The 25,790-nt window shown below is 68.2% G+C and carries 14 protein-coding genes; 3 read left to right on the plus strand and 11 right to left on the minus strand.

Annotated features, from left to right (window positions below; translation table 11 throughout):
* Window positions 1–147: 147 nt before the first annotated feature.
* A complete protein-coding gene (locus IAE34_RS12460) occupies window positions 148–1,203 on the minus strand; it encodes a diguanylate cyclase (RefSeq protein WP_200139258.1) in 1,056 nt (351 codons plus the stop codon).
* A gap of 238 nt (window positions 1,204–1,441) precedes the next feature.
* Here IAE34_RS12460 and IAE34_RS12465 point away from each other — a divergent pair, with 238 nt between their 5' ends.
* Window positions 1,442–2,353 (plus strand): bestrophin family protein, encoded by a 912-nt coding sequence (locus IAE34_RS12465; RefSeq protein WP_200139259.1) that lies wholly within the window; start codon window positions 1,442–1,444, stop codon window positions 2,351–2,353.
* Here the strand turns inward: IAE34_RS12465 and phnE are convergent.
* The 4 genes from phnE to IAE34_RS12485 are packed head-to-tail and all read right to left on the minus strand — an operon-like array spanning window position 2,338 to window position 5,568.
* On the minus strand, window positions 2,338–3,105 hold the full coding sequence (gene phnE, locus IAE34_RS12470) for a phosphonate ABC transporter, permease protein PhnE (protein WP_200139260.1): 768 nt from the start codon (window positions 3,103–3,105) through the stop codon (window positions 2,338–2,340). The two genes, IAE34_RS12465 and phnE, sit on opposite strands and share 16 nt — an antisense overlap.
* Entirely contained in the window at window positions 3,102–3,929 is an 828-nt protein-coding gene (locus tag IAE34_RS12475) for a PhnE/PtxC family ABC transporter permease (RefSeq protein WP_200139261.1), read from the minus strand. The genes phnE and IAE34_RS12475 overlap by 4 nt, the downstream gene beginning before the upstream one ends.
* Window positions 3,923–4,717 (minus strand): phosphonate ABC transporter ATP-binding protein, encoded by a 795-nt coding sequence (locus IAE34_RS12480; RefSeq protein ID WP_200139262.1) that lies wholly within the window; start codon window positions 4,715–4,717, stop codon window positions 3,923–3,925. Before IAE34_RS12480 ends, IAE34_RS12475 begins: the two co-directional genes overlap by 7 nt.
* Window positions 4,714–5,568, minus strand: coding sequence for a putative selenate ABC transporter substrate-binding protein (locus IAE34_RS12485; RefSeq protein ID WP_200139263.1), 855 nt, complete (start codon window positions 5,566–5,568; stop codon window positions 4,714–4,716). The genes IAE34_RS12480 and IAE34_RS12485 overlap by 4 nt, the downstream gene beginning before the upstream one ends.
* Before the next feature lie 278 nt (window positions 5,569–5,846).
* Between IAE34_RS12485 and selD the strand changes: the two genes are divergently transcribed.
* Together selD and mnmH are read left to right on the plus strand one after the other, a co-directional pair.
* Entirely contained in the window at window positions 5,847–6,881 is a 1,035-nt protein-coding gene (selD, locus tag IAE34_RS12490; protein WP_200139264.1) for a selenide, water dikinase SelD, read from the plus strand.
* Entirely contained in the window at window positions 6,881–7,984 is a 1,104-nt protein-coding gene (gene mnmH, locus IAE34_RS12495) for a tRNA 2-selenouridine(34) synthase MnmH (RefSeq protein ID WP_200139265.1), read from the plus strand. Before selD ends, mnmH begins: the two co-directional genes overlap by 1 nt.
* A 50-nt stretch (window positions 7,985–8,034) precedes the next feature.
* Here the strand turns inward: mnmH and IAE34_RS12500 are convergent, their stop codons facing one another.
* The 6 genes from IAE34_RS12500 to alaC all read right to left on the minus strand — a co-directional run bounded on the left by IAE34_RS12500 (window position 8,035) and on the right by alaC (window position 25,667).
* The gene (locus tag IAE34_RS12500) at window positions 8,035–8,424 is read right to left on the minus strand and encodes a lysozyme inhibitor LprI family protein (protein ID WP_200139266.1); all 390 of its coding nucleotides are present in this window, start codon (window positions 8,422–8,424) and stop codon (window positions 8,035–8,037) included.
* A gap of 67 nt (window positions 8,425–8,491) precedes the next feature.
* Window positions 8,492–9,031, minus strand: a complete 540-nt coding sequence (locus IAE34_RS12505) for a hypothetical protein (protein WP_200139335.1) — start codon at window positions 9,029–9,031, stop codon at window positions 8,492–8,494.
* A 139-nt stretch (window positions 9,032–9,170) separates the two neighbouring features.
* Window positions 9,171–9,734: a GNAT family N-acetyltransferase gene (locus tag IAE34_RS12510; protein ID WP_200139267.1), complete on the minus strand. Its 564-nt coding sequence runs from the start codon at window positions 9,732–9,734 to the stop codon at window positions 9,171–9,173.
* A gap of 166 nt (window positions 9,735–9,900) precedes the next feature.
* A complete protein-coding gene (locus tag IAE34_RS12515) occupies window positions 9,901–23,622 on the minus strand; it encodes an autotransporter-associated beta strand repeat-containing protein (protein ID WP_325100993.1) in 13,722 nt (4,573 codons plus the stop codon).
* Window positions 23,623–23,884: 262 nt separating this feature from the next.
* Entirely contained in the window at window positions 23,885–24,268 is a 384-nt protein-coding gene (locus IAE34_RS12520) for a YkgJ family cysteine cluster protein (protein WP_200139268.1), read from the minus strand.
* A gap of 184 nt (window positions 24,269–24,452) precedes the next feature.
* Window positions 24,453–25,667 (minus strand): alanine transaminase, encoded by a 1,215-nt coding sequence (alaC, locus tag IAE34_RS12525; RefSeq protein WP_200139337.1) that lies wholly within the window; start codon window positions 25,665–25,667, stop codon window positions 24,453–24,455.
* Window positions 25,668–25,790 lie beyond the last annotated feature (123 nt).

Genomic DNA, 25,790 nt, shown 5'->3' on the forward strand with positions numbered 1-25,790 from the left:
GCGAGCATTTAACGGCCCGGCAGCGGTTAGCGCACTGGGATGGAGGCGAAGGGATGTGTGGGATGTCTCTGTGGCCCTTGTGGGGAGCACGACGAACACCCCGAACAGGGGGCCGCGCCCCTGCAGCCAGTTAGTCGCGAGGCGTGTCTACAGCGCAGCGGCCGCGCGTCCTGCCACCACGATGCGGTTGCGACCCGCGCCCTTGGCCTGGTACAGCGCCATGTCGGCCTCGTGCAGCCAGCCGTCGGCACTGGGCTGGTGGGCACCGTAGGCGGCGATGCCGATGCTCAGGCTCAATCGCTGCTCGGGCAGTTCGGGGTGCCGGTAGAGTTCCACGGCCTGACGCAGGCGCTCGAGGATTTCCTCGGCCTGGGCCATGGCGGCGCCGGGCAGCATCACGCAGAACTCGTCGCCACCGTAACGGGCCATGAGATCGCTCTTGCGCAGGTGGGTGGGGAGCAAGGCGCTGAGGGTGCGCAGAATGTCATCGCCGCGCAGGTGGCCGTGCACGTCGTTGATTCGCTTGAAATGGTCGATGTCGATCAGCGCCAGCACGCTGGTCTGGTCGGTATGCCGACAGCGCTGGAACTCGCGCAGCAGCAGGTCCTTCCAGGCGCCGTGGTTGATCAGGCCGGTGAGGCTGTCGGTCTGGCTGAGACGTGCCAAGGCGCGCTTGTGCTGGCCGAGCTGGACCGTGACCTGGTAGCAGATCAGGCCGATGGCCATGGGATAGATCAGCAGGATCGGCAGGCACGCCAGCATCTGCCCCTGGGTGGTGGGCGGGAACAGCGGCGGCGCGAACAGCCATAGGCCCAAGGCGATGCCGAGCGCCTGGGCGATGACCGTCTTGATGAGCATGCGCCAGCCGCCAGCGGCGATCTTGTCCATGGCGATCATCGACAGGATGATCACGCTCGGCAGGGGATTGAGCCCCATCGCCCCGGCCCACCAGCCACCGGCGAAGCCGTCGAACACCAGGTTGCGCTGCTCGGCGACGAAGGGTTGTGGGGCACGGCGGGCGATCTGGTACGCCAGGTGGGGCCAGACGAAACCGTGCAGCACCATCAGGGTCCAGACCCACCAGGCCGGTTGCAGCGGCCACAGGCCGATCATCACGCAGAAAAAGCCGAGGCCGGTGCCGATGGCACGCGGCGCGTACATGCGCTTGGCGAAGGAAAGGCCCTTACCTGCTCGCTGGTTCATCGCAGATCACCGAAAGAGGGACTGTCCCTGGGGCACCGGACGGGCAGCCAGGCCGGCGGGGCACTGGGGTTCGATGTTATTTGGCATTGTGCCACTAGTGAAAAGCGGTGTTCAAATTGGCCCATGCGAATTTCCGACAGTTCGCTGCGTAACCATCCACCGGCAACCCTCCTCTCTCGCGAACCTTGTGCCGCCGCCGACGTCCGATCCTCATCCGCTCTACGATGAGAGACTGCGTGTGAAAAACTACTTGGTGCGCAAGGCCCGCCTGGTGTTCAAGACCTTCAACTACATCGGCTGGTCGCTGTTGTGGCTGCTGTTGTGGGACATTCTGGTAACCCTGGACTTCATGCTGTTCATGGAAAGCAAGTTCAGCCTGCCGCTGATTCCGCTGACTCTGCTGGGCTCGGCGCTGGTGGTGCTGGTGAGCTTTCGCAACAGCAGCGCCTACAACCGCTGGTGGGAGGCGCGCACCCTGTGGGGCGCCCTGGTCAACAGCTCGCGCAGCTTCGCCAGGCAGGTGCTGACGCTGGTGGACGATGCCGATGCCACGCTCAATCCGGTGAAGGCCACCCTGCTGCGCCGTCATGTGGCCTATGTGAACTGCCTGGCGGCGCACCTGAAGGGCGAGCCTTGCCCTGCGGAATTGATGGCGTTCATTCCGCACCATGAATTCGAGCGGCGCAACGGCTCGAACAATTTCGCCAACGACATTCTCGCCGGCTCCGCCGCGCTGCTGGCGCGTGAATACAAGGCCGGGCGCCTGGACAGCATTCGTCTGGCGCGGCTGGAGTCGACCCTGGTGGACCTGTCCAATGCGCAAGGCGGCATGGAGCGGATCGCCAATACGCCGCTGCCCTACCCCTATGTGTACTTTCCACGGCTGTTCATCACCCTGTTCTGCGTGATCGTGCCGATCGGCCTGGTCGAGTCGCTGGAATGGTTCACCCCGCTGGCGTCCACCGTGGTGGGCTTCATGCTGCTGGCGATCGAGCGCATCGGCACCGACCTGCAGAGCCCGTTCCGCCGCAGCGAGCACCAGATTCAGATGGACACCATCTGCGAGACCATCGAGCGCAACCTGGAGTCGATGCAGCGCGAAGCGCAATGCGTGGACTGGACCGAGCAGGCCGATCAGGCGCGCACGTAACGCTGGCGCAGCAGGTCGCTGAACGCGTCCACCAGCAGCACCAGCGCCAGCATGGCGATGATCACGGTGCTGGCCTGCGCCTCCTGGAACAGGCTGAGGGTGGTGTAGAGCATCTGCCCCAGGCCGCCCGCGCCGACGAAACCGAGCACGCTGGCCATGCGGATGTTGTTCTCCCAGCGGTAGAGGCTGTAGGCCAGCAGTTGCGGCCAGAGGTTGGGCAAGGTGCCGAAGCAGAAGGCGGCGAGCTGACCACCGCCTTGCAGGCGAATCGCCGCGGCCGGCTCGGGCGGCGCATTTTCCAGCGCCTCGGCGAACAACCGGCCCAGCACCCCTGCGGTGTGCAACGCCAGGGCCAGGGTGCCGGCATTCGGCCCGAGGCCTGCGGCCAGCACCGTGAGGGCGGCCCAGACCAGTTCGGGAATCGCCCGCAGGGCATTGAGCAGCAGCCGCGACAGCGCGTGCAGCGGCCAACCGAAGCGCCCGGCCGCGGGCAGCGCCAGCAGCAGGCCGACGAGCATCGCCAGCAACGTGCCCAGCCCGGACATCGCCAGGGTTTCCAGCGCGCCGCGGCCGACGGCACGCAGGTGCTCGGCGGACAGGTCGGGGCTGAGGAAGCGTGCAGCGTACTCGCCCATCTGTCCCAGCCCGCCGTTGCCGAGCACCGAGGCGAGGTCCAGTTGCAGGTAACTGAAGGACGCCACCACGGCCGCGACCAGCCCCAGTAGCACCAGTGCATTGACCAGGCGGTTCATGCAAGCCTGCCGCGCAGCAGGCGGCTAAGGCCGTCGGCCAGCATCACCAGCAGCAGGAACGCCAGCAGCATGCTCGCCACCTCGGCGCCGGCGAACATGCGCATGGACAGGTCGATCTGCTGGCCCAGCCCGCCCGCGCCGACGAAGCCCATCACCACCGAGGCGCGTACGGCGCACTCCCAGCGGTAGACGGTGTAGGACACGCCCTCGGCCGCCGCCAGCGGCAGGATGCCGTAGGCGAAGGCACTCAGGCGACCGGCGCCGCCCTGCATCAGCGCGTGGGCCGGGCGCTGGTCGACCGACTCGAAGATCTCGGCGTAGACCTTGCCGAGCATGCCGCTGTAGGTGATGGCGATGGCCAGCACGCCTGCGGTCGGCCCGAGCCCGACCGCGCGCACGAACAGCAGCGCCCAGACGATTTCCGGCACGCTGCGCAGGAACACCAGCAGGCCGCGCAGCGGCAGGCGCGCCAGCCGCGACCACGGGCCGGGCCGGCCGCCGCGCGAAGCCGCGCGCAACGACAGCGCACGGCTGGCCAGCAGGCTGGCCGGGATCGCCACCAGCAGCGCCAGGGCCATGCCCGCCGTGGCCACGGCCAGGGTCTGCAAGGTGGCGTCGAGCAGCACGGCGAGGAAGTCGTGATCGTGCGCCGGTGGCCAGAAGCCGCCGAGGAAGCTGGCCATTTGCTGACGGTTCTCGGCCTGGAGCAGCACCGCCGGGTTCACCTCGCTCAGGTGCACACCCGGCCACAGCACCGCCAGGCACAGCAGCGTCAGCAGCAGGCGCGGCAGCGCAGCCGGGTCGCGGGCGACAGCGTTCAGCATCGTGGAATCTGCACCGTCAGGTTCGACTGTACGGGCACCGCCGCCGTCAGTTGCTCGTTGGCGTAGAGGGTATCGAGCAAGGCGTCGCTGACGGCAGCGGCTTCACGGTCGAACAGCACTGCACCGTCGCGGATACCGATGATCCGGGGAAAATTCGCCAGGGCCAGGTCCACCGCGTGCAGGCTGGCGACCAGGGTCACCCCGCGCTCGCGCGCATGGCGGTCGAGCAGGCCCAGGCTGTGGTTGGCCAGCACCGGGTCCATGGCCGAGACCGGCTCGTCGGCCAACAGCACTTCAGGCCGCTGGTACAGTGCACGGGCGATGCCGACGCGCTGCAACTGGCCACCGGACAACTGACCGCACTGCACGAACAGCTTGTCGGCCAGGCCTAGTTCGGCCAGGGCCTGACGCGCACCGGGAATATCGCTGGGATGCAGCAGGTTGAGCAGGCCGCGCAGGGTGCCCCACTGGCCCAGGCGCCCGGCCAGCACGGCGGTGACCACCCGCTGGCGCGGTGGCAGGGGCGGCGCCTGGTGCACCAGCGCCACCCGTGCGCGCAGGCGCTGGCGAGCGCCCGTGGACAGCGCCCAGGGCTGCTCGCCGAGCAACTGCAGGCGTCCGCTGCTGGGCGGCACGGCGCTGGCCAGCACCTGCAGCAGGCTGGACTTGCCGGCGCCGGAAGGACCGATCACCGCGACCCGTTCACCACGCTCGATGCGCAGGCTCACGGCGTCCAGCGCGCGCACCGGGCCATGGCGAAGCGAGATGCCTTCGAGTGCGATGCTCACTTGAGCAGGCCGGCCTCGCGGGCAGCCTGTTCGGTGCCGACGTAGTTCTGCGGCGTGGTCTCGATGAAGCGGCTGGCGGCCTGCAGGTCGAGGATCGCCTTCTGCTCGGGCTTGGCCGGGTCGAGGGCGAGGAAAGCCTGCTTGATCCTCTCCTTGAGCGCCGGGTCCATGTTGCCGCGCACGGTCCAGTTGTAGTCGTAGTAGGTAGGCGTGGTGGCGAAGACGCGCACCTTGCTGGTGTCGACCTTGCCGGCATCGACCAGCTTCTGCCACACGCTGGCGTTGAGCACGCCGGCATCGACCTTGCCCGACTGCACCCAGGCGGCGGTGGCGTCGTGGGCGCCGGAATAGGCGACGCGGCTGAAGTAGCTTTCCGGCTTGATGTTGTCCTGCTTGAGCATGAAGTAGCGTGGCATCAGGCTGCCCGAGGTGGACGAGATCGAGCCGAAGGCGAAGGTCTTGCCCTTGAGGTCGGCCAGGCTGTTGACCGCAGGGTTGGCGGTGATGAACTTGCTGGTGAACTGGGCGTCCTGTTCACGCTGCACCAGCGGCGTGGCGGTCGGGTCCTTCTGGCGCACCTGGACGAAGGTGAAGCCGCCCAGCCAGGCCAGGTCGAGGCGATCGCTGGCCAGGGACTCGACCACTGCGGGGTAATCGGCGACCGGCACGAACTGCACCTTCATGCCCAGTCGCTGTTCGAGGTACTCGCCCAGGGGCTTGAACTTGCGCAGCAGTTCGGTGGGCGCTTCATCGGGGATGGCGCTGACACGCAAGGTATCGGCCGCCTGCGCCACCACGGCGCAGCACGAAAGCACAAGACCGGCGGCGAGTGCCAGAGGACGTTTCAGCATGGGTGGCTCCTGGGGGCATCTGCAGGTGGCTGCACGTTAAAGCGGAAGGGTTGGACCGCTATTCTAGCGGCAAGCGCGCCGAGCGCCACGCATGCATCGCGCAAAGTCGCACGACGCCAGCAGGCCGCGCCTGCCCAGGCGCGCGCGGAGCGTGCCAGTGCCCCGGCGCCATCGGCCCGTTCAGCACCTGGCCGCGTCGTGCAGCTTGCAGCTGCCCACTGCCCAGTGCGGGCCGCCCCTTTGCTACACTCGCCCCTCTACACGATGCCGAGGTGCCCATGAGCGAGCCGATTCGCCTGACCCAGTACAGCCACGGCGCTGGCTGTGGCTGCAAGATTTCCCCCAAGGTGCTGGACGTGATCCTCGCCGAAAGCGGCACCCAGGCGCTGGACCCCAGGCTCTGGGTGGGCAATGCCTCGCGCGACGACGCCGCCGTGTATGCCCTGGATGACGAACGCGGCGTGGTCTCGACCACCGACTTCTTCATGCCCATCGTCGACGATCCCTACGATTTCGGCCGCATCGCTGCTACCAACGCCATCAGTGACATCTACGCCATGGGCGGCGACCCGCTGATGGCCATCGCCATTCTCGGCTGGCCGGTGAACGTGCTGCCGCCCGAGGTCGCCCGCGAGGTGATTCGCGGGGGCCGCGCGGTGTGCGCCGAAGCGGGTATTCCGCTGGCGGGCGGGCACTCCATCGACGCCCCCGAGCCGATCTTCGGCCTGGCCGTGACCGGTGTGGTCGGCAAGCGCCAGCTCAAGCGCAACGATACCGCTACCGTGGGCTGCACGCTGTACCTGACCAAGCCGCTGGGCATCGGCATTCTCACCACGGCCGAGAAGAAGGCCAGGCTGCGCCCCGAGGACCAGGGGCTGGCGCGGGACTGGATGTGCACGCTCAATACCCCTGGCAGCCGCTTCGGCAAGCTCGACGGCGTCCGGGCCATGACCGACGTGACCGGTTTCGGCCTGCTCGGGCACCTGCTCGAAATGGCCGAGGGCAGCGGCCTCACTGCCCGCCTGGACTTCGCCGCCGTGCCGCGCCTGCCGGGCGTGGAGCACTACCTGGCCGAGGGCTGCATTCCTGGCGGCACCCTGCGCAACTACGAGAGCTATGGTCACAAGGTCGGCGCCCTGAGCGATGAACAGAAGCACCTGTTGTGCGACCCGCAGACCAGCGGCGGCCTGCTGGTGGCGGTGAGCGCGCAGGGCCAGGGCGAGTTTCTCGCCGTCGCCGCCGAGCTGGGCCTGGCGCTGGCGCCGATCGGTACGCTGGTCGAGCGACAGACCTGCGCAGTCGAGGTGATCTGATGCGCCCCGACTGCACCGACTTCCACTCGCTGTTCCTCGACGATGTGCCGATGATGGACATGCGCGCGCCCGTCGAATTCGCCAAAGGCGCCTTTCCAGGCGTGGTCAACCTGCCGCTGATGAACGACCTGGAGCGGCAGAAGGTGGGCACCTGCTACAAGCAGAAGGGCCAGGGCGCGGCCATCGCGCTGGGTCATCAACTGGTCCACGGCGCGCTCAAGGCGCAGCGCCTGGAGGCCTGGGCGGCATTCGCCAAGGCCCATCCCCACGGCTACCTGTACTGCTTTCGCGGCGGCCTGCGCTCGCAGATCGTGCAGGGCTGGCTGAAAGAAGCAGGCATCGACTATCCGCGCATCCACGGCGGCTACAAGGCGTTGCGCAGCTACCTCCTGGACAACCTCGACCGCGCCGTGACCGAATGCGACTTCGTGCTGATCGGCGGCCTCACCGGCACCGGCAAGACCGACGTGTTGCAGCGCCTGGACAATGTGCTGGACCTCGAAGGCCATGCCAACCATCGTGGCTCCAGCTTCGGCAAGCGGGCCACCGCGCAGCCCTCGCCCATCGACTTCGAGAACCGCCTGGCCATCGATGTGCTGAAAAAGCGCGCACGCGGCGTAGAGCAGTTCGTGCTGGAAGACGAAGGACGGCTGATCGGCAGTTGCTCGGTGCCACTGCCTCTCTACCAGGGCATGCAGCAGTACCCGCTGGTATGGCTGGAAGACCGCTTCGACCAGCGCGTGGAGCGTATCCTGCGCGATTACGTGATCGACCTGTGCGCCGAATTCGTTGCCGTGCACGGCGAGGAACAGGGCCGCCAGCTGTTCGCCGAGCGCCTGCGTCAGAGCCTGGTCAACATCCACAAGCGCCTGGGTGGCGAGCGCTTCCAGCGCTTGCACGGGCTGCTGGAGCAGGCGCTGGACGAACAGTTGCGCAGTGGCGAGGTAGGGCTGCACCGGGGCTGGATCGAGGGCTTGCTCAAGGAGTACTACGACCCGATGTACGCCCACCAGCGCGAGGCCAAGGCCAGCCGGATCGGGTTCTGTGGTGACGCGCTGCAAGTGCGCGAGTACCTTCGGGCGCGGGTATCACGCGCGCGGTGACCGGGGCGGCCTGATCAGTCCAGGCGCAGGATGCCTGGGCTGCAGGTGCCTCATTGCTCGGCCTTGAGCATCCGCTCCAGCTCTGCCGCCCGTTCCTGGGTCATGTCCATCACGCAAATGCCCTGCTCGACAGGCGCCATACTGCCGCCGCTGATCTGCGCGTGGAAGCGGCAGTTCTTGTCGCGAAAGGCGATCCAGTCGCGCTGCACTTCGCGCAGGCGCTTGGCCTGCGCGGTTTCCAGCTTGGCGATGAGCTGCTTGTAGGCGGCGTTCAGGCGCAGGTCCTGCACCTGGGTTTCATCGCCTACGCAGACATTCATCGCCAGCGTGCTCGACGCCTTGTCCATGCACTGCACGTAGCGGGGTGAATCGTCGTCGGCGTGCGCCAGGGTGGCGAACGCCAGGCCGGTCAACAGGGCAGCGAAGCAGTGACGGGTCATCGAAGCGGGTCCTCAAGGCACGGAAAGCTACAGCCTAGCAGCAAGCGCCGAGTAGGCGCGCTGACGGTCAGAAACTCTGCTCAGGCTCGGGCGGCAGCATCACCTGGTCCACATCGAAGCGCAGCGACGGCAACTGCGTGGCGACGTAGAGCGTCAGCGCCAGGGCGGCGATGAGGCTCACGTCCAGCCAGTGCCAGCCTGGCATGTCGTCGCTGCGGCGCACCTTGAAGCACCACCAGGCCTGGCCTGCGCAGAACGTCAGGATCGCCGCCAGCCACAGGTAGAAACCCACGCCGAAGCCGGTGACGTCGTGGAAGGCATAGCTGCGGTTGTCCGGCAGCCGTTCGATGCCCAGGCTGCCCAGGGCCAGGTACAGTGCGGCGGCGCCTGCCAGCAGCGCGAGCCAGCGCAGGCGGCGGTGAGCGAGGATGGCCAGCGCCAGCAAAGGATTTGCGAACCAGGCGTACAGCCCGAACGCCACGCCCCAGGGGCCGTAGAGCAACATCTGCAGGGCAGGCATGTGACGCGAGGCGCCCATCAGCGCGCCGTCGAAGAACAATGCGAGCAGGTAGAGCAGCAGGCTCAGGGCAAGGTAGAAGGTCGGCAACCAGGCACTCCAGGGGATCATGGGTGAGAACGCCCAGACCTTAACGTATTTGCGGGTCGATCGAGCAAACCAGCTGCGTTTTGCCAGGTGGCGAGGCGCGGCGCGCGGCAAGCGGGCGAAGACGCCGCGGACGCGGGCTTCAGGCCACGGGCGGCTCCAGGAGCAGGCCGTAGAGGCCGGAATCGGACAGTTCGCCAGCCACGCACCAGCGGGCGCGCAGCGTGCCCTCCAGGACGAAGCCCTGACGTTCCAGCGTGCGCGCCGAGCCCTGGTTGCGCGGGTCGATTTCCGCTTCCAGGCGACGCATGTGCAGGGTGTGCGCGAGGTAGTCGATGAAGCAGGTCAGCGCCTCGTCCATGTAGCCGCGGCCTTGTACGGCACGGGCCAGGCAATAGCCGACCTCGCCGCGACGCGAGTCGTGGTCGATGTTGAACAGCTGCACCATGCCGATCAGCTCGCCATTGTCGCGCCGATACATGCCCAGCTTGAGCAGCGTGCCGGCGGCGTACGCTTGGCGGTCGGCGGCCAGGGCGCTTTCGGCCTCGGCGAGCTCGGTCCAGGGCGCGTGATACCAGTAACGCATCACCTCCGGATCGGCCATGATCGTCAGCCAGCGCGTGGCATCGGCATGGCGCATGGGGCGCAGTTGAAGGCGCGGGCTGTCCAGGCACAGGTCGCTGGGGAAACTGCGGAGGTGGATCACGCCGAACTCCTGTCCGAGGCTGGGGAAATGACAGTCTAGCGTCAGTGGCGTGATGAAAGTAAGTCGCATTGACGATCAGGCACCAAGGCGGGTCCGGTGCGGCGACTGGCGACGAGGGGCCGTCAGGTGCCCCTCGCTGCCGTTACGTGTGCGGGCGCGCAGCCACTCAGAAGCCCATGCTGAAGCTCACCACCACGCCGTGGTCGCGACTCTGCCTGGACACCTGGCCCGAATAACCCACCCCCAGCTTGCCGCTTTCACCCACCGCCACATCCAGCCCGGCCTCGAGCACTGCCGCGTTGCGCGCGATGGGCACGCCTTCGCTGCTGAACGCGGCGCCGCCATCGATGAAGCGCGACTTGGCTTCGGGCTGGGTGTCGCCGAAGGCATGCCGCCAGCCGACCGACAGCCGTGGGGTGATCTCGCTGCCGTTGTCCAGCTTGAGGCGCTTGCCGACCCGCACTCCGACGGTGGAGAAGGTCACGTCGTGATCGACCTTGGCCTTGAGCCGACCCACGCCGCCCTTCTCCCGCGCGCTGTCGCTGTCGTGGTTGACGTAGGCCAGGCCGGCGAACGGCTCCACGGCGATGCCAGCGGCGTCCATGGCGTAGCCTACTTCGCCGAACACTTGAGCCGTGCGCGCCTTGTACTTGGCCTTCAGGCGGTCGTCGTAGGCACCGACCTGGACATCACGCTTGCTGTCGATGTCGTGCCAGGTGTAGCTGGCGCCCAGGCGCGCGGCGAAGGCGTCCATCTGGTAACCCAGGTAGGTCGCCAGGTGGTAGCTGTCGACACTGGCATCCGAGCGACGGCGATGGGCATCGATGCTGCTGCGGGTGTAGCCGGCAGCGATGCCGACCTTCCACTGATCGTCCAGGGCACGGTCCACGCCGAGCATGAAGCCGGACAGCTCGCGATCGACGCTGGCATGGCTGGCGCTGCTCTCGTAGTCACCCCAGGCGCCGATGGCGCGGATCCAGCCTACCGGCTGACCTTGGCAACCTTCGCTGGTCAACTGCTGGTTGGCGGTGGGCGCCAGGGTCCGGCGTGGGTCGTCGGCGCGGCTGCAGTCGGCCTGACGCAGGCGATCGTTGAGCGCATCGCGCACATGGCGGGTGTCCTCGATCAGCACCGTGGCGGTGCTGGCGTGGATCTCGCCGGACAGGCTGTCGAACGCGGCCTGGGCGGCCTGGCGGTCCAGTGGCAGGATCTGGTCACGCAGGCTGCCGGGTACGCCGTCGCTCTCCAGCGCCGACGCCACGCCGCGCTGATTGCCGGTGACGGCGACCTCGGCCAGCGAGGTGTCGTTACGGCTGACCGAGAGGGTGACCTCGTTGCTGCCATAGTCGAGGGAGCTGTTCAGGAACGCCGAGTTGACCAGGTTGTTGCTGGCGAACACGCCATTGACGCCGCCATCGGCATACAGCAGCCGGTAGCGACCGTTGCCTCCGGAGAGGTTGGCCACGGTGAGGCTGCCGCCCAGATTGGCCGTGCCGCCGACATTGAGGTAGTTCACCGGCGCAGTGCCCAGGTCGATGACCAGGTTGCCGTCGCTGGCATTGGTGAAGTCGCCAGTGACGTTCAGGTTGCCTGCGGGACCGGGGAGTACCGTGCCGTGGTTGATCAGCCCGCCCACCGTGCCATTGCCGGTCAGGCCGGCGCCGTTGGCGACATTGACCTGGGCGGCGAGCAGGCTGCCGGGATTGGCGGCATTGCCCACCTGCAGGGTGCCCTGGTTGACGTTGAACAGCCCGCTGAACGGATGACTGCCGACGAACAGCAGCCGCCCCAGCCCGCGCTTGGTGGTGGTGCCGGTGCCGCTCAGGGTGCCGTTGAAGGTGCCGTCGGTGGGTTGCGCGAACACCAGGTCGGCGTTGTTGGCGATGGGCCCTTGCAGGCTGCTGGTGTTGCCGACCAAGGTGCCGCCACTGACGGTGGTGCCGCCGCTGTAGGTGTTGGCACCCGTGAGCACCAGGGTGCCGGCGTCGAGCTTCTCGATGCCGCCGTTGCCTATCAGCGCAACGCTGATTTCGGCACTGGCGCCGCTGTCGACCCGCACGGGAGCCAGGCTGCCGTCCGCGCCGTTCACCGGCGTCAGACTGCCGCCCTCGCCCGGCACCAACTGATAGCCATCGGTGAGGAATTGCAGGCCGGTGAAGCCGGGATTGCCGACCACGGTGACGGTGCCTGGCTGGCCGCCGAACACCGCGTAAGCGTCGCTCCAGGGTTGACCGGAGGTGCCGTTGCCGTTGGTCCAGTTGGTGTCCGGCCCCCAGGTGCCGCTGCCGCCGCCGATGCTGCCATCGGGGTTGGTCTGGTTGCCGTTCCAGAACTGCACCAGCTCCCCTGCCCGCTGCACCACCAGGTTGATCTGATGGGCGATGGCGGTTTGCAGGCTGAGGTCGCTCAGCGCCACGCTGCCCGGCACGGCCCCGAACGCCAGGCCGTTGTCGGTCAGCGTGCCGCCATAGTCGAACAGCTGATACACGCCGGTCGAGAAGCCGCCGGCATCGCTGAGGTCGAGGGTTCCGTCGAGCACCAGATCGCCGGTCACCCTCACCACCGTGCTGGCCGCATCGGCGGCGCCCAGGGCGAAGTCCAGCGCACTGCCGGAGGCTAGCGCCAGGCTGCCGAGGGTCAGGGGCGTGCTGCTCTGTCCGCCGACCAGGGTGGCGCCATCGGCCAGTTGCACCTGCCCGGCATAGACGCCGTTGCCGCCCAGGCGCGCGCCGCTGGCGACCTGCACAGTTGCGCTGTCCAGACGACCGTCGACGCGCAGGCTGCCGGCGTTCACCGAGGTGGCGCCGGTCAGGCCGTTGCTGCCGATGAGCAACAACTCGCCGGTGCCGTTCTTGGCCAGCGTACCGCTGCCGGTGAGGTTGCCCGTGTAGACCCCGTCGACGCCCTGCTCGAAGGTCAGCGCCGCGTTGTTGAGGATCGCGCCTTGCAGGCTCCCCGTGTTGCCGATCAGGCTGCCCGCATTGACTTGAGTGCCTCCGGTGTAGCTGTTGGTGCCAGCGAGGGTGAGCGCCGCAGTGCCGTTCTTGATCAGCCCGCCCTCCCCGCTCACCGCACCGCTCAAGGTCAGGGCATGGCTGCCAGCGAGGGTGAGGCTGCCGTTGAGCACGGTAGCATTGGCCAGGGTCACGGCGCTGTTGCTGTCCAGCGTGGTGCCGGCGGCTGCGGTGAGCAGGCCGGTGCCCAGTGCGGCGTCATTGCCGACCACCAGCGTGCCGCGGTTCAGTGCCGTGCCGCCGCTGTAGCCATTGGCGCTGTCGAGCACCAGGGTGCCGCCATCCTGCTTGGCCAGAAGACCGGTGCCGTTGATGGGCACCGCGAGGGTGGCGGTGACGCCATCGCCGACCCGCACATTGGTGGTGGCGCTGGTGAGCAGTTCGCCCGCTGCGCCGGCTTGCAACCGATAGCCATCGGTCATGAATTGCAGACCGGTGAGGCCAAGGCTGCCGTCGAGGCTGACCGTGCCGGGTTGGCCCTGGAAGACGGCGAAGGTGCCGTTCCAGGTCGTGTTGGCTGCGCCATTGGCATCGGTCCAGTTGCGCTGGGCGACATCCCAGGTGCCGCTGCCGCCGTCGATCAGACCATTGCCCAGGACATCGCCGCCATCCCAGAACAGCACGTTGCTCGGCCCACCCACCACCAGATTGACCTGATTGGGCAGCGTGGTCTGCAACGCGACCTGGGCCACGGGCACCGGCGTGTCGCCGACGCTGATGCCGTTGTCGGTCAGCGTGCCGCCGTACTGGAACAGACGGTGCACGCCCGCACCGAAGCCACCGATGTCGACGACGTTCACCGTGCCGTGCAGGGTCAGGTCATTATCCACCTGGATCAGTGGCTGACCGTCGGGGTCGGGGGTGCCCAACTGGGCCGTGACCACCGACTGCGGGCTCAGGGTCAGGCTGCCGACCTGCAGGGTCGAGCCGGTGACGGTGGCCAGGCTGGCGCCGTCGCTCAGGGTGACCGCGCCGCCCAGGCTGCCGCTGCCCGACAGGGTGGCGCCGCTGGCGACGGTCACGGTGCCGCTGTCCAGCGAGCCATCGACGCGCAGCTCGCCCGCCTGCACGTTGGTGTCGCCGACATGGCTGTTGCTGCGGGTGAGCGCCAGGCGGCGCACGCCGAGCTTGTTGAGGGTGCCAGTACCGCTGATCTGCCCGTCGAACACGCCACCCTGCACGTTGAGGCTGTTGCCCTGGGCGATCTGGATGGCGCCGGTACCGCCGATGTCGCCCAGGGTGGTGCTGCCGTCCAGGTTCAGGCGAGCATCGGTGCTGACGTTCAGCGCGCTCTGGGTGCCCAGGGCGGTGGTGCCCTGGGTGCTCAGGCTGCCCGAGAGGATGTTGAGCACGCCGCTGAAGGTGTTGTTGCCCGAGAGCATCAGGTCGGCCTCGCCGGCCTTGTTCAGCACGCCGTCGCCGCTGAGTACACCGGCCAATTGCAGGTCGTTGCTGCCCAGCACATCGAGGGTACCGGTGACGTTGACCGAGTTGGCCAGGTTCACCGTGCGGGTGCTGTCGAGGCCGGCCGCACCGGTGACATCCAGCGCACCGCTGCCCAGCGCCGCGTCGTCGCCGACCACCAGCACGCCACTGCTCAGCTCGGTGCCGCCGCTGAAGCGGTTGGCGCCCAGCAGGCTGAAGCGGGCGAAGCCGGCCTTGAACAGCCGCCCTGTTCCGCTGACCGTGCCGCTGAGCGCCAGGTCATCGCTGCCGCCGATGGTCAGGTTGCCTGCCACATCCACGGCGTTGGCCAGCGTGACCGCCTGGCTGCTGTCCAGGGCGGTGCCGTCGGCGGTGGCCAGGGGACCTGCGCCCAGTGCGGAGTCCGACCCCAGCACCAGGGTGCCGCCTTGCAGCGAGGTGCCGCCCAGGTAGCTGTTGTCGCCGGAGAGTGACAGCGTGGCATCGCCGGTCTTGATCAAGCGACCGGCGCCTGCGACGGCACCGTTGAAGGTCATGTCGTTGCTGCCGGCCAGGCTGAGCGGGCCGGCGAGGTTGAGGGCATTGCCCAGGCTCACCCCCTGGTTGGCGTCCAGCGTGGTGCCGGCAGCCGTGTCCAGCGCTCCACTGCCCAGCGCTGTATCGCTGCCCACTACCAAGGTGCCGCCTGCAAGTCGGGTACCGCCGCTGTAGCTGTTGTCGCCACCGAGCACCAGCGTGCCGGCATCGAGTTTGCTCAGCCGACCGCTGCCGCCGAGATCGACGTCGAGCGTCGCCGTCACGCCAGGGTCGACGCGTACGGGCGTAGTACCCAGTGCACCGTCGACCAGCTCGAGCTGTGCGCCTGCCTCGCCCAGCAGACGGTAGCCATCGCTGACGAACTGCATGCCGGTGACGCGCTGGCTGCCCTGCACGCCGACGTCGCCCGCCGCCCCCTGGAACACGGCGAAGGTGTCGCCCCAGGTAGTGTTGACGGTGCCATTGAGGTCGGTCCAGTTGCTGTTGCCGGCGGCCCAGGTACCGGCGCCGCCATCGATCTGGCCGTTGGCCACGGTCTGGCTGCCGTCCCAGAACAGGATGGTCAGGCCGCTGCCGCTGACCAGCAGGTTGACCTGGTTGGCCAGGGCGGTCTGCAGCGCGACGTTGCCCAGGGCAACGCCCTGGGGCAAGGTGCCGAAGGCCAGGCCATTGTCGGTGAGCGCGCCGGCGTAGTCGAACAGGCGATAGAGGCCATCGCCGAAGCCGCCGGTGTCGCTGACGTTGAGGGTACCGCCCAGGGTCAGGTCGCCGCCGACGTCGAACAGCGCGGTGGGCCGGGTGCTTGGCGGTGCCAGGCCGATGTCGACGCTCGCACCGCTGTCGAGTACCAACGCGCCCAGGCCCAGCGTGCTGCCACTGGTGCCCAGCAGATGACCACCGGCGGCCACTTGGACGGGCGCTGCGACCGTGCCGCTGCCACCCAGGCTGGCGCCATTGGCCACGCCGAGGGCGGCGCTGGCGAGGCTGCCATCGACCAGGAGAGTGCCACCTGCGACCTGGGTCGCACCGCCCAGGGCACTGGCGCCGCTGAGGGTCAACACGCCGCCACCCACCTTGGCCAGGCCTCCCTGGCCAGTGAGTGCGCCAGCGAACAGGCTGTCGAGGCCGCTGCCACCCAGGTTCAGGGTAGCGCCACTGCCGAGGCTGGCCACGCCACTGCCGGTCAGACCGCCCAGGTTGGTATCACCGTCGAGGTTGAGCTGGGCGGCCGGGCCGAGGTCGAGGTTGCCGACGTTGGCCAGCACGTTGGCGCCTTGCAGGGTGAGCGAGCCGGCCTGGACGGCGACGTTGCCGGTGAAGGTCTTGGCGCCGATGAGGGTCACATCGCTGGTACCGCTTTTGATCAGGTTGCCGGTGCCGCTCATGTCGCCATTGAGCACCAGCGCGTTACTGGCATCGAGGGTGAGGTTGGCGCCGTTGCCCAAGGTGACGAGGTTGTTCAGGGTCAGCGCTGCGGTCGTGCCCAGGACGGCATCGGCGGTCACCGTCAGCGCGCCGCTGCCCAGCGCGGCGCCATCGCCCAGGGTCAGGCGCCCGGCGTCGAGCTGGGTGCCGCCCTGGTAGGCATTGGCAGCGTTGAGCACGAGGTTGCCGTCGCCTTGCTTGATCAGCGCGCCAGTGCCGTTCACGGCGCCCTCGAGGACCAGGTCGTTGCCGCCGACGATGCTGAGGTCGGCATCGAGCGAGACCCCGTTGCCGAGCGTGGTGAGGGGGGTGCCGCTGCTCAGGCTGGAGGCCCCGGCCACCGTCAGTGCGCCCTGGCCAAGGGCAGCGTCGTTGCCGACCACCAGCTGTCCGGCGCCGAGCGTGGTGCCCCCTTGGTAGGTGTTGGCACCGTTCAGGGTGAGAGTGGTGGTGCCGAGCTTGTTCAGCCCGCCCGCCCCGTCCACCACGCCCGTCAGGGCCAGGTCGGAGGCGCCCGGCAGCGTCAGGGTGCCGGCCAGGGTCACTGCGTTGCCGAGGGTCACGGCACTGCTGGCATCCAGCGCGGTGTCGTCGGCCGCGATCAGGGCGCCGCTGCCCAGTGCGGCGTCGTTGCCCAAAATCAGCGTACCGGCGTTGAGTTGTGTGCCGCCGCCATAGGTATTGGCGCCGGCCAGGGTGAGGCTGGAACCGCCATTCTTGATCAGCGCGCCGCTGCCGGACACGGCACCGCCAAGCACCAGGTCCTGGGCGCCGGCGAGGGTCAGGGTGCCGCTGGCCAGGTCGAGCGCATTGCCCAGGGTCAGCGCCTGGGCGGTATCCAGTTGCGCGTTGCCGGTCACGGTCAGCGCACCGCTGCCCAGCGCAGCGGCATTGCCCAGCAGCAGGCTGCCGGCCTGCAGCTGGGTGCCACCAGTGAAGTCGTTGAGGCCGTCGAGCTGCAACTGCCCGCTGCCCAGTTTGTTCAGCCCCCCATCACCACCCACGACGCCGCTCAGGATCAGGCCCTGGGGGGTGTCGAGGGCGAGGACGGCGCCGCTGCCGAGGTCGACGGCGTTGGCCAGTTGCAGCGCCGTGGGGCTGCTCAAGGTGGCGTTGCCGATGACCGAAAGGGCGCCGCCGCCCAGTGCAGCGGCATTGCCCACGGTCAGCGTACCGGCTGCGAGGGTGACGCCGCCGGAGAAGGTGTTGCCGGTCCCCAGGGTCAGAGTGCCAGCGCCGTTCTTGGTCAGGCTGCCCAGGCCGTCGACCGGCCCTGACAGGGTCAGGTCGTTGCTGCCGACCAGCGCCAGGTTGCCCGCCAGGTTCACGCGGTTGCCGATGGTCACCGCGACGCCGCTGTCCAGCCGAGTGCCGTCGGCGGCATCGAGTGCGCCGAGACCGAGCGCGGCATCGGTGGTCAGGACCAGGGTGCCCGCGGTCAGTACGGTGTCACCTTGATAGGTGTTCACGCCGCCCAGCGTGAGCGTGCCCGTCCCGACCTTGTTCAGCCCCCCTGCCCCTCCCACGCTGCCAGTGAGCGCCAGATCGCGAGCGCCATCCAGGGTCAGGTCACCGAGCAGGTCGAGGGTATTGCCCAGCGTCACGTCGGCGCCGGCGGTCAGCGCGGTACCGCCCGCGGCGGTGAGCGCGCCCGTGCCCAGCGCGGTGTCGCTGCCTACGACCAGGGTGCCGGCGTTCAGGCGCGTACCGCCCTGATGACGGTTGTCGCCGGTCAATGTCAGCACGCCGCTGCCTGTCTTGATGAGACCACCGGTGCCGCTGATTGCCCCCTCCAGGCGGATGTCGCCGGTGCCTGGAAGGGACAGGTCGGCATTCAGTGCCACATCGTTGGCCAGGGCGACACCGCCCGGTGCGATGAGGCTCGAGACCCCTGCAACGGTCAGGCCACCGGTGCCCAAGGCCAGGTCGCTGCCCAGCGTCACGCTGCCGCCGTTCAGGAGAGTACCGCCGCTGTAGCTGTTGGCGTTGCCCAGGGTCAGCGTGCTCGCGCCATTCTTGATCAGGCTGCCGGCGCCGGAAACCACGCCCACAAGCCCCAGATCCGTGCTGCCTTCAAGGGTCAGCGCGCCGCCCAGGGCGAAGTCGTTGCCCAGCGTAACCGCCACGCGGCTGTCGAGCGACGTGCCGTCGGACGTGCTCACGGCACCGGTGCCCAGGGCGCTGTCACTGCCCAGCACCAGTCGGCCACCCTGCAACAGCGTGCCGCCGGTGTAGGTGTTCGCCCCTCCGAGCACCAGCGTGCCGCTGTCGAGCTTGGTCAGTCGGCCGTTGCCGGAAAGGCCGATATCGAGCGTCGCCGTCACCACAGGATCGACGCGCACGGCGAAGGCGCCATTGCTGGCGTTGTTCAGCACCAGCCCGCCGGTGCCGATCAGGCGATAGCCATCGGTGACGAACTGCAAACCCGTAGCCGCTTGAGCGCCGGTCACGGTTACATCGCCGGCCACGCCCTGGAATATCCCGAACTCACCGCCCCAGGCGCTGTTGAGGGTACCGGCCAGGTTGGTCCAGTTGGCCGCCGCGTTGTCCCAGGTGCCAGTGCCGCCCTCGATCACGCCATTGGCCAGGGCCTCGACGCCATCCCAGAACTGCACCCCACCCGCCGCACCGCCAACCAGCAGATTGACCTGGGTGCCGACGGAAGTCTGCACCTGCAAGTCGCTGGGCAGGACGTTGCCCGGCAAGACGCCCAGCGCCAGGCCGTTGTCCACCAGCGCGCCGGTGTAGTCGAACAGGCGGTAGAGGCCGGTGCCGAAACCACCGATGTCGCTGACATTGAGCGTGCCGTCCAGGGTCAGGTTGCCATTGACGCTGACCAGCGCGCCGCCAGCCACGGGCGCACCCAGGCCGAAGTCGAGGACCGAGCCGCCATGCAACGTCAGCGCGCCGGTGCTCAGGGTGGCGCCGCTGTTGGCCAGCAGATGGGCGCCATCGGCGATGTCCACGGCCCCCGGCAGGCTGCCGGCGCCGCCAAGGCTGGCACCGGCGTTGACCTGCACTTGGCTGCTGGCCAGCGAACCATCGACCTTGAGCAGCCCGGCGTCGACCGTGGTGGTGCCGGTCAAGCCGCTGTTGCCAGACAGTTGCAGGCTACCGGCGCCCTGTTTGATCAACCCGCCGCTGCCGCTCAAGACGCCGCTGAAGACGCTATCCAGGCCGCTGCCGCCCACGCTCAGGTCGCTGCCGGCGCCAAGGTTGACGGCGCCAGCGCCATTCAGGCCACCAATGCTGGCACTGGCGCCCAGGTTCAGGTTGGCACCGCCGCCGACGTTCACCGCCGAGGCGCTGCCCAGAGCCGTGGCCGTGGCGGCCGTGAGGGTGCCGCCGAGCAGGTCGACGCTGCCACTGAAGCTGTTGTTGCCGCTGAGGGTAAGGCTGCCCGGTCCGTTCTTGACCAGGCCGCCACTGCCGCTGATCGCGCCCGCCAGTTGCAGGTCGTTGCTGCCCAGCAGGGTCAGGTCGGCGCCCAGGGCGATGGCGTTGCCCAGGTCGAGCGCGGCGCTGTTGTCCAGGCTGGCGGCGCCTGCCACCGTGAGTGTACCGCTGCCCAGCGCGTTATCGTTGCCGGCCACCAGGCCGCCGCCGCCGAGGGTGATGCCGCCGGTGAAGGTGTTGGCCCCCTCCAGGGTGAGCGTGGTGGCGCCATTCTTGATCAGTTGCCCGGCGCCGCGCAGTACACCGGAGAGCGTCAACGGGTTGCTGCCGGTGAGGGTGAGACCTGCATCGAGCCCTATATTGTTGCCCAGGTTCAAGGCGGTACTGGTGTCCAGGCTGGCGGCGCCGGCTACGACAAGGTCGCCACTGCCCAGTGCGCTGGCAGTGTCGAGCAACAGGCTGCCGCCATTGACCAGGAGGCCGCCGGTGAAGGTGTTGAGCCCGCCGAGTGCGAGGGCTCCGGCGCCGTTCTTGATCAGTTGCCCGGCGCCGTCGATCGGGCCGTCCAGACGCAGGCCGTTGCTGCCGAGCAGGGTCAGGTCGGCGTCGAGCGTCACGGCGTTGCCGACGATCAGGGCGGCGGTGTTGTCCAGCGAGCCGGCACCGGAGACGATCAGGGAGCCTGCACCCAGCGCGCCGCTATCACCCAGCACCAGGCCACCGGCAGCCAGTGTGGTGCCGCCCAGGTAAGCGTTGGGACCGGCGAGGGTCAAGGTGGCCGCGCCTTGCTTGATCAGGCCACCGGCACCGCCAACCAGCCCGCCCAGCCCGATATTGGCGCTGCCCTCGACGGTCAGTGCGCCACCGAGATTGACCGCGTTGCCGAGGGTGACGGCGGCGTTGGCGTCCAGGCGAGTGCCCGCGGCAGTGTTCAACGCGCCGCTGCCCAGTGCGGCACTGCTGCCGACGACCAGGCGCCCGGCGTTGAGATTGGTGGCGCCGAGCTGGGTATTGCTGCCGTTGAGGGTCAAGGTGCCAGGGCCGTTCTGGGTCAGACCGCCTGCACCCGCCACCGGGCCGGCAAGGGTCAGGTCATTGCTGCCGGCAAGGTTGAGGTTACCGGTCAGATTCACCGCATTGCCTACGCTCAACCCGGGGACCGTGCTATCCAGTGTGGTGCCAGCGGCCGCCGTCAATGCGCCGTTGCCCAACGCCGAGGCGCTGCCGAGCACCAGCGTGCCAGCGTTGAGGGCGGTGGCGCCGTTCTGGCTGTTGGTGCCGTTCAGGGTAAGTACCCCCGCGCCGTTCTTGACCAGGCCTGCCGCGCCGCTCAGCGGTCCGGACAGGGTCAGGTCGTTGCTGCCGGCCAGGGTCAGATTGGCGCCCAGGCCCACTGCATTGTTCAGGACCAGCGGAGCGTCGTTGGCCAGAGTGGCGGCGCCACCGACGGTGAGTGCGCCCGTGCCCAGAGCTGCGGCGCCGGCCAGGGTCAAGCTGCCGGCGTTGAGCGTCAGCCCTCCGCTGAAGGTATTGGCGCCGCGCAGATTCAGATCGGCTGCGCCATTCTTGATCAGCGCCCCTGTGCCGCCGACCACCCCGCCCAGGGTGATGGCGTTGCTTCCCCCCACGGCCAGGGTGTTGCCTGCCAGGTCGATGCCGTTGGCCAGGCTGATCGCCGTGCCAGCGTCAAGCCCGGCATTGCCACCGAGGGTGAGCCCGCCCGTGCCGAGCGCGGTATTGGCGTTCAACGTCAACAGGCCGCCGTTGAGCGTCGTGCCGCCGCTGAAACCGTTGTTGCCACTGAGGGTCAGCCCGGCGGCGCCATTCTTGACCAAAGCGCCCGTGCCGCTGATCGCACCGCTCAGCGCCGTGGCGTTGGTGCCTGCCAGCGTGAGCGCATTGGCGCCCAGATTGACGGCGTTGGCTAGGGCGACAGCAGTGCTGGCATCCAGCCGCGTGCTGGCGCCCAGGGTCAGCGCACCGCTGCCCAGTGCACTGCCATTGCCCAGAATCAAGCCGCCACCGTTGACGGTGGTACCACCGCTGAAGGTGTTGACGCCGTTCAGGGTAAGGTCGGCCGTGCCATTGTTGACCAGCGCACCGGTGCCGCTGATCACGCCGCCCAGGGTCGCGGCGGCCGAGCCGGTCAAACTCAGGACACTGGCACCGAGGTCGATGGCGTTGCCCAGGCTGCTCACCGCGCCGAGGTCGAGGCCAGCATTGCCGCCCAGGCTCAGCGCCCCGCTGCCCAACGCTCCGGCATTGCCCAGCAGCAGCGTGCCGGCGGTCAGGCGCGTGCCGCCGCTGAAAGTGTTGGCGCCCGACAAGGTCAGGGTGCTGGCACCGCCCTTGGTCAAGCCGCCACTGCCAGTCACGGTTCCGGCCAGGTGCAAGGCGTTGCTGCCAGGCAGGCTGAGGGTGTTGCCGCCCAGGTCGATGGCCGTCCCCAGGGTGATGGCGGCGCCCGTATCGAGCGCGGCATTGCCCGTCAGGCCCAAGGCGCCGCTGCCCAGGGCGCTGGCATTGCCAAGCACCAGTGTGCCACCGGCCAGGCGAGTGCCGCCGCTGTAGCTGTTGCTGCCCTCGAGCGTCAGGCTGGCGGATCCGCTCTTGACCAGCGCGCCACTGCCGCTCACCGCGCCGGCCAGCGTCAGGGCACTGGCGCCATTCACATCGAGGGCAGCGCCGTTGAGTTGCACGGCATTGGCCAGTACCAGCGGCACGCTGCCCTGCAGGCTGGCCGCGCCGGTCACGGTCAGCGCGCCGCTGCCCAGGCTGGAGGCACTGCCCAGCAACAGGCCGCCACTGGCCAGGTTCACCCCGCCGGTGAAGCTGTTGTTACTTGACAACGCCAACTGGCCGGCGCCGCTCTTGAGCAAGGCACCGGTCCCGGACAGCACACCGCTCAAGCCCAGGCCGTTACCGCCGGTCACGGTCAGGCCCCCTGCCCCCAGGGTCACCGTATTGGCCAGGTTCACCCCAGCTGCGGCGCTTTGCAATGCGCCGCCCGTGGCGGTGATAGGCGCGCTACCGAACGCCGCCGAATCGTCGATGCTGAGCAGGCCGCCGCTGAGCGTGGCCGAGCCGGTGCCCGTCAGCAACGGGCCGCTCAGGCTCCAGGTGCCGCTCTCGACGATCAGCCGGTTGAAGTTGATGTACGTGCCTGCGCCAATGGTGCCGTTGCCGCTGGTACCGCTGCCGCCGTTCACGGCGTTGCGCAGCGCCAGGGTGTTGTCGCCACCCGCGCCGCCGTCCACGGTGCCGGTGGCCGCGAAGTTCAGCAGAGGGTTGCTCACCACCAGCAACTGCAGGCCCAGGCCGCCGCCCTTGTTGACACTCGACCCGGTCACGGCGTTGAAGCGGTTGGTGGAGGCCGCGCCCATGGACAGGCTGCCGTTAATCGTCCCGGCGTTGGTGAACGTGTTGCCGCTGGTCGAGGCCTGGAAGCCGGCCCGACCGTTGATGGTGCCCGTGTTGGTCATGGTCACCGCACTGCCGCCGCTGACCGCTACCACCGGCGTGTCTTCGCTGAGCACAGTGACGTTAAGCGAGGTGGAACCGATGGTCCCGGCGTTGTTGATGACCGTGGTTCCGCCTGCACCGTTGGTGATGTCCAGCGCCGCACCATTGAGGTTGGCCAGGTTCAGCCCGAGGATGCCACCGGTGCCCTTGAGCACGCCGGTGGTCAGGTTGTTGACCACCAGACTGCTCGGGTTGGCGTTGCCGATGCGAGTCCCGGTGCTCAGCAGACTGATCGCACCCAGCAAGGACGGATCCACGGTACCGGCGTTGTTCAGCGTCACGTTGCTGCCGGACAGATTCAACGCGGTGCCCAACAAGCCCAGCGCAACACCCAGGCTCGCGCCTTCCTGGATATTGACCTGGATACCGTCCGCCGAACTGGCATACGCCGGCGCCAAGGGACTGAGCGCGCCGGTGCAGGTGACCACGCCCGTGACATTGTTCAGGCTGCACGCGGCCTGTGCCACCTGGCTGCTCAGGCCGAACACCAGTCCCCCGACCGCCAGGCTGACGGCCAGCGACACACGGGAACGACGAGCGGGCGAAACGACGTTGAGGCTTCTGTCCACGGAGAGCTCCTTCGTGGATCAGCTGATTCAGTCCTTGAATGCGTGCTCAGCGGTTGCCGGTCGATTCAATACACGACGACGAAACACCTGACCCTGGCGACAAATTTCCTTGATGGGGAATGTGTAGTCGCTCAACGTCAGGTGCCGCGCGTTTGGCGGGGGGTCAAATCGGGTTAATACTTTTTCTAGGCAGCCCGGCTTACGCGGGCTGCAGCCGAGCCTGGAGCAGAACCAGGCGACGAACGGTCGGCTGCGAAGCCGCTCACGCGACCTCTGCCCCCTCATCTGGCCAGTGCGGCTCGTTGGCGCCCGGCGGCGTCAGCGGCGGCAGTCCGTAGGCCGCCCGCGCCGCATCGCAGCTCGGATTGTGCGCACCGTGCTCCCACGACGCCTCGAATTCACGGCACGGCGTAGAGCGGTTCTCGTAAAGGGTGCAGCCCACCTTTTCACCGATCTCCCCGGCCAGGCCGATGCACCGGCAAGGCTTGGCGTCGGTGCCGATCATCGCGACGCGGCTCGGGGTGATCTGCACCACCAGATCGTCAGGCACCAGGCCGCCCGAGGACTGGCATTCACCCCAGAAGAAGGACACACGGAAGTAGCCGCAGCAGGCGCCGCAGGTCAGGCAAGGATTCGGTTCGGACATGATGGCCAGGGAGGGAGGTTGTCGGGGAGCGAGCGGACGCTCGCGTCGCTCTTTGTAATCCAACCCTGGTCGGCTGAACAGAGGGGCTGGCGAAAAAAAGCTGCCGTTTGTCGCGGCAGCGCGCCTTGGTCCGCAGCACGCTGACGCGAGTGCTGCGGCCCTTTTCCGAGTGGGTGGCTGGACGCTAGACGCCCACCCCGGCGTCTCGGTCCTTGCGGAACATCTGGCGGATGCCGCGAATCGCCTGGCGGATGCGGTCCTGGTTCTCGATCAGGGCGAAACGCACGTGATCGTCGCCATAGTCGCCGAAACCGATGCCCGGCGAGACGCAGACCTTCGCCTCGGCCAGCAGCTTCTTGGCGAACTCCAGGGAGCCCAGGTGCGCATAGGCCTCGGGGATCTTGGCCCAGACGTACATCGACGCTTTCGGATTCTCGACCATCCAGCCCAGCTCGTGCAGCCCCTTGACCAGCAGGTTGCGGCGCTGGCGGTACTGCTCGGCGATGTCGCGCACGCATTGCTGGTCGCCCTCCAGCGCAGCGATCGCGGCGACTTGCAGCGGGGTGAAGGTGCCATAGTCGTGGTAGCTCTTGATCCGCGCCAGGGCATTGACCAGTTCGGGGTTGCCGACCATGAAGCCGATGCGCCAGCCGGCCATGTTGTAGCTCTTGGACAGGGTGAAGAATTCCACCGCGATGTCCTTGGCGCCCGGCACCTGCATGATCGACGGTGCTTTCCAGCCGTCGTAGACGATGTCGGCGTAGGCCAGGTCGTGGACCACCAGCACATCGTAGCGCTTGGCCAGGGCCACCACGCGCTCGAAGAAATCCAGCTCCACGCACTGCGCGGTCGGGTTCGAGGGGAAGCCCAGGATCATCATCTTCGGCTTGGGGATCGACTCGCGAATCGCCCGTTCCAGCTCGTTGAAGAAATCCACGCCCGGCACCAGCGGCACCGACCGCACCTGGGCGCCGGCGATCACCGCCCCGTAAATGTGGATGGGATAGCTGGGATTGGGCACCAGCACGGTGTCGCCCTGATCCAGGGTGGCCAGCATCAGATGCGCCAGGCCTTCCTTCGAACCGATGGTGACGATGGCCTCGCTGTCCGGGTCGATATCGACCTCGTAGCGCTCGCGGTACCAGTTGGAAATGGCTCGGCGCAGGCGCGGGATGCCGCGTGAGGTGGAATAGCCATGGGTGTCTTCGCGCTGGGCGACTTGCACCAGCTTCTGCACGATGTGCGGCGGCGTGGCCCCATCGGGGTTGCCCATGCTCAGGTCGATGATGTCTTCGCCACGGCGGCGGGCGGCCATCTTGAGCTCGGCGGTGATGTTGAACACGTAGGGAGGTAGACGATCGATGCGCGCGAAACGGCGCGGCGAACCCGGGTTGGCCATGATTTCCTCGAAGACGTAAGCGCCCGGAACCGTCCGAGCGACGCTGGCCACTGCGGTGGCCGAGGCTGACGATAAGCGCCCCGGCCCCGGTTTGTAAAGCGCGGTGATCATCTCGGCGACCGC

This window comes from Pseudomonas sp. S30 (assembly GCF_016518545.1).
In the GTDB taxonomy this organism is placed as follows: Bacteria; Pseudomonadota; Gammaproteobacteria; order Pseudomonadales; family Pseudomonadaceae; genus Aquipseudomonas.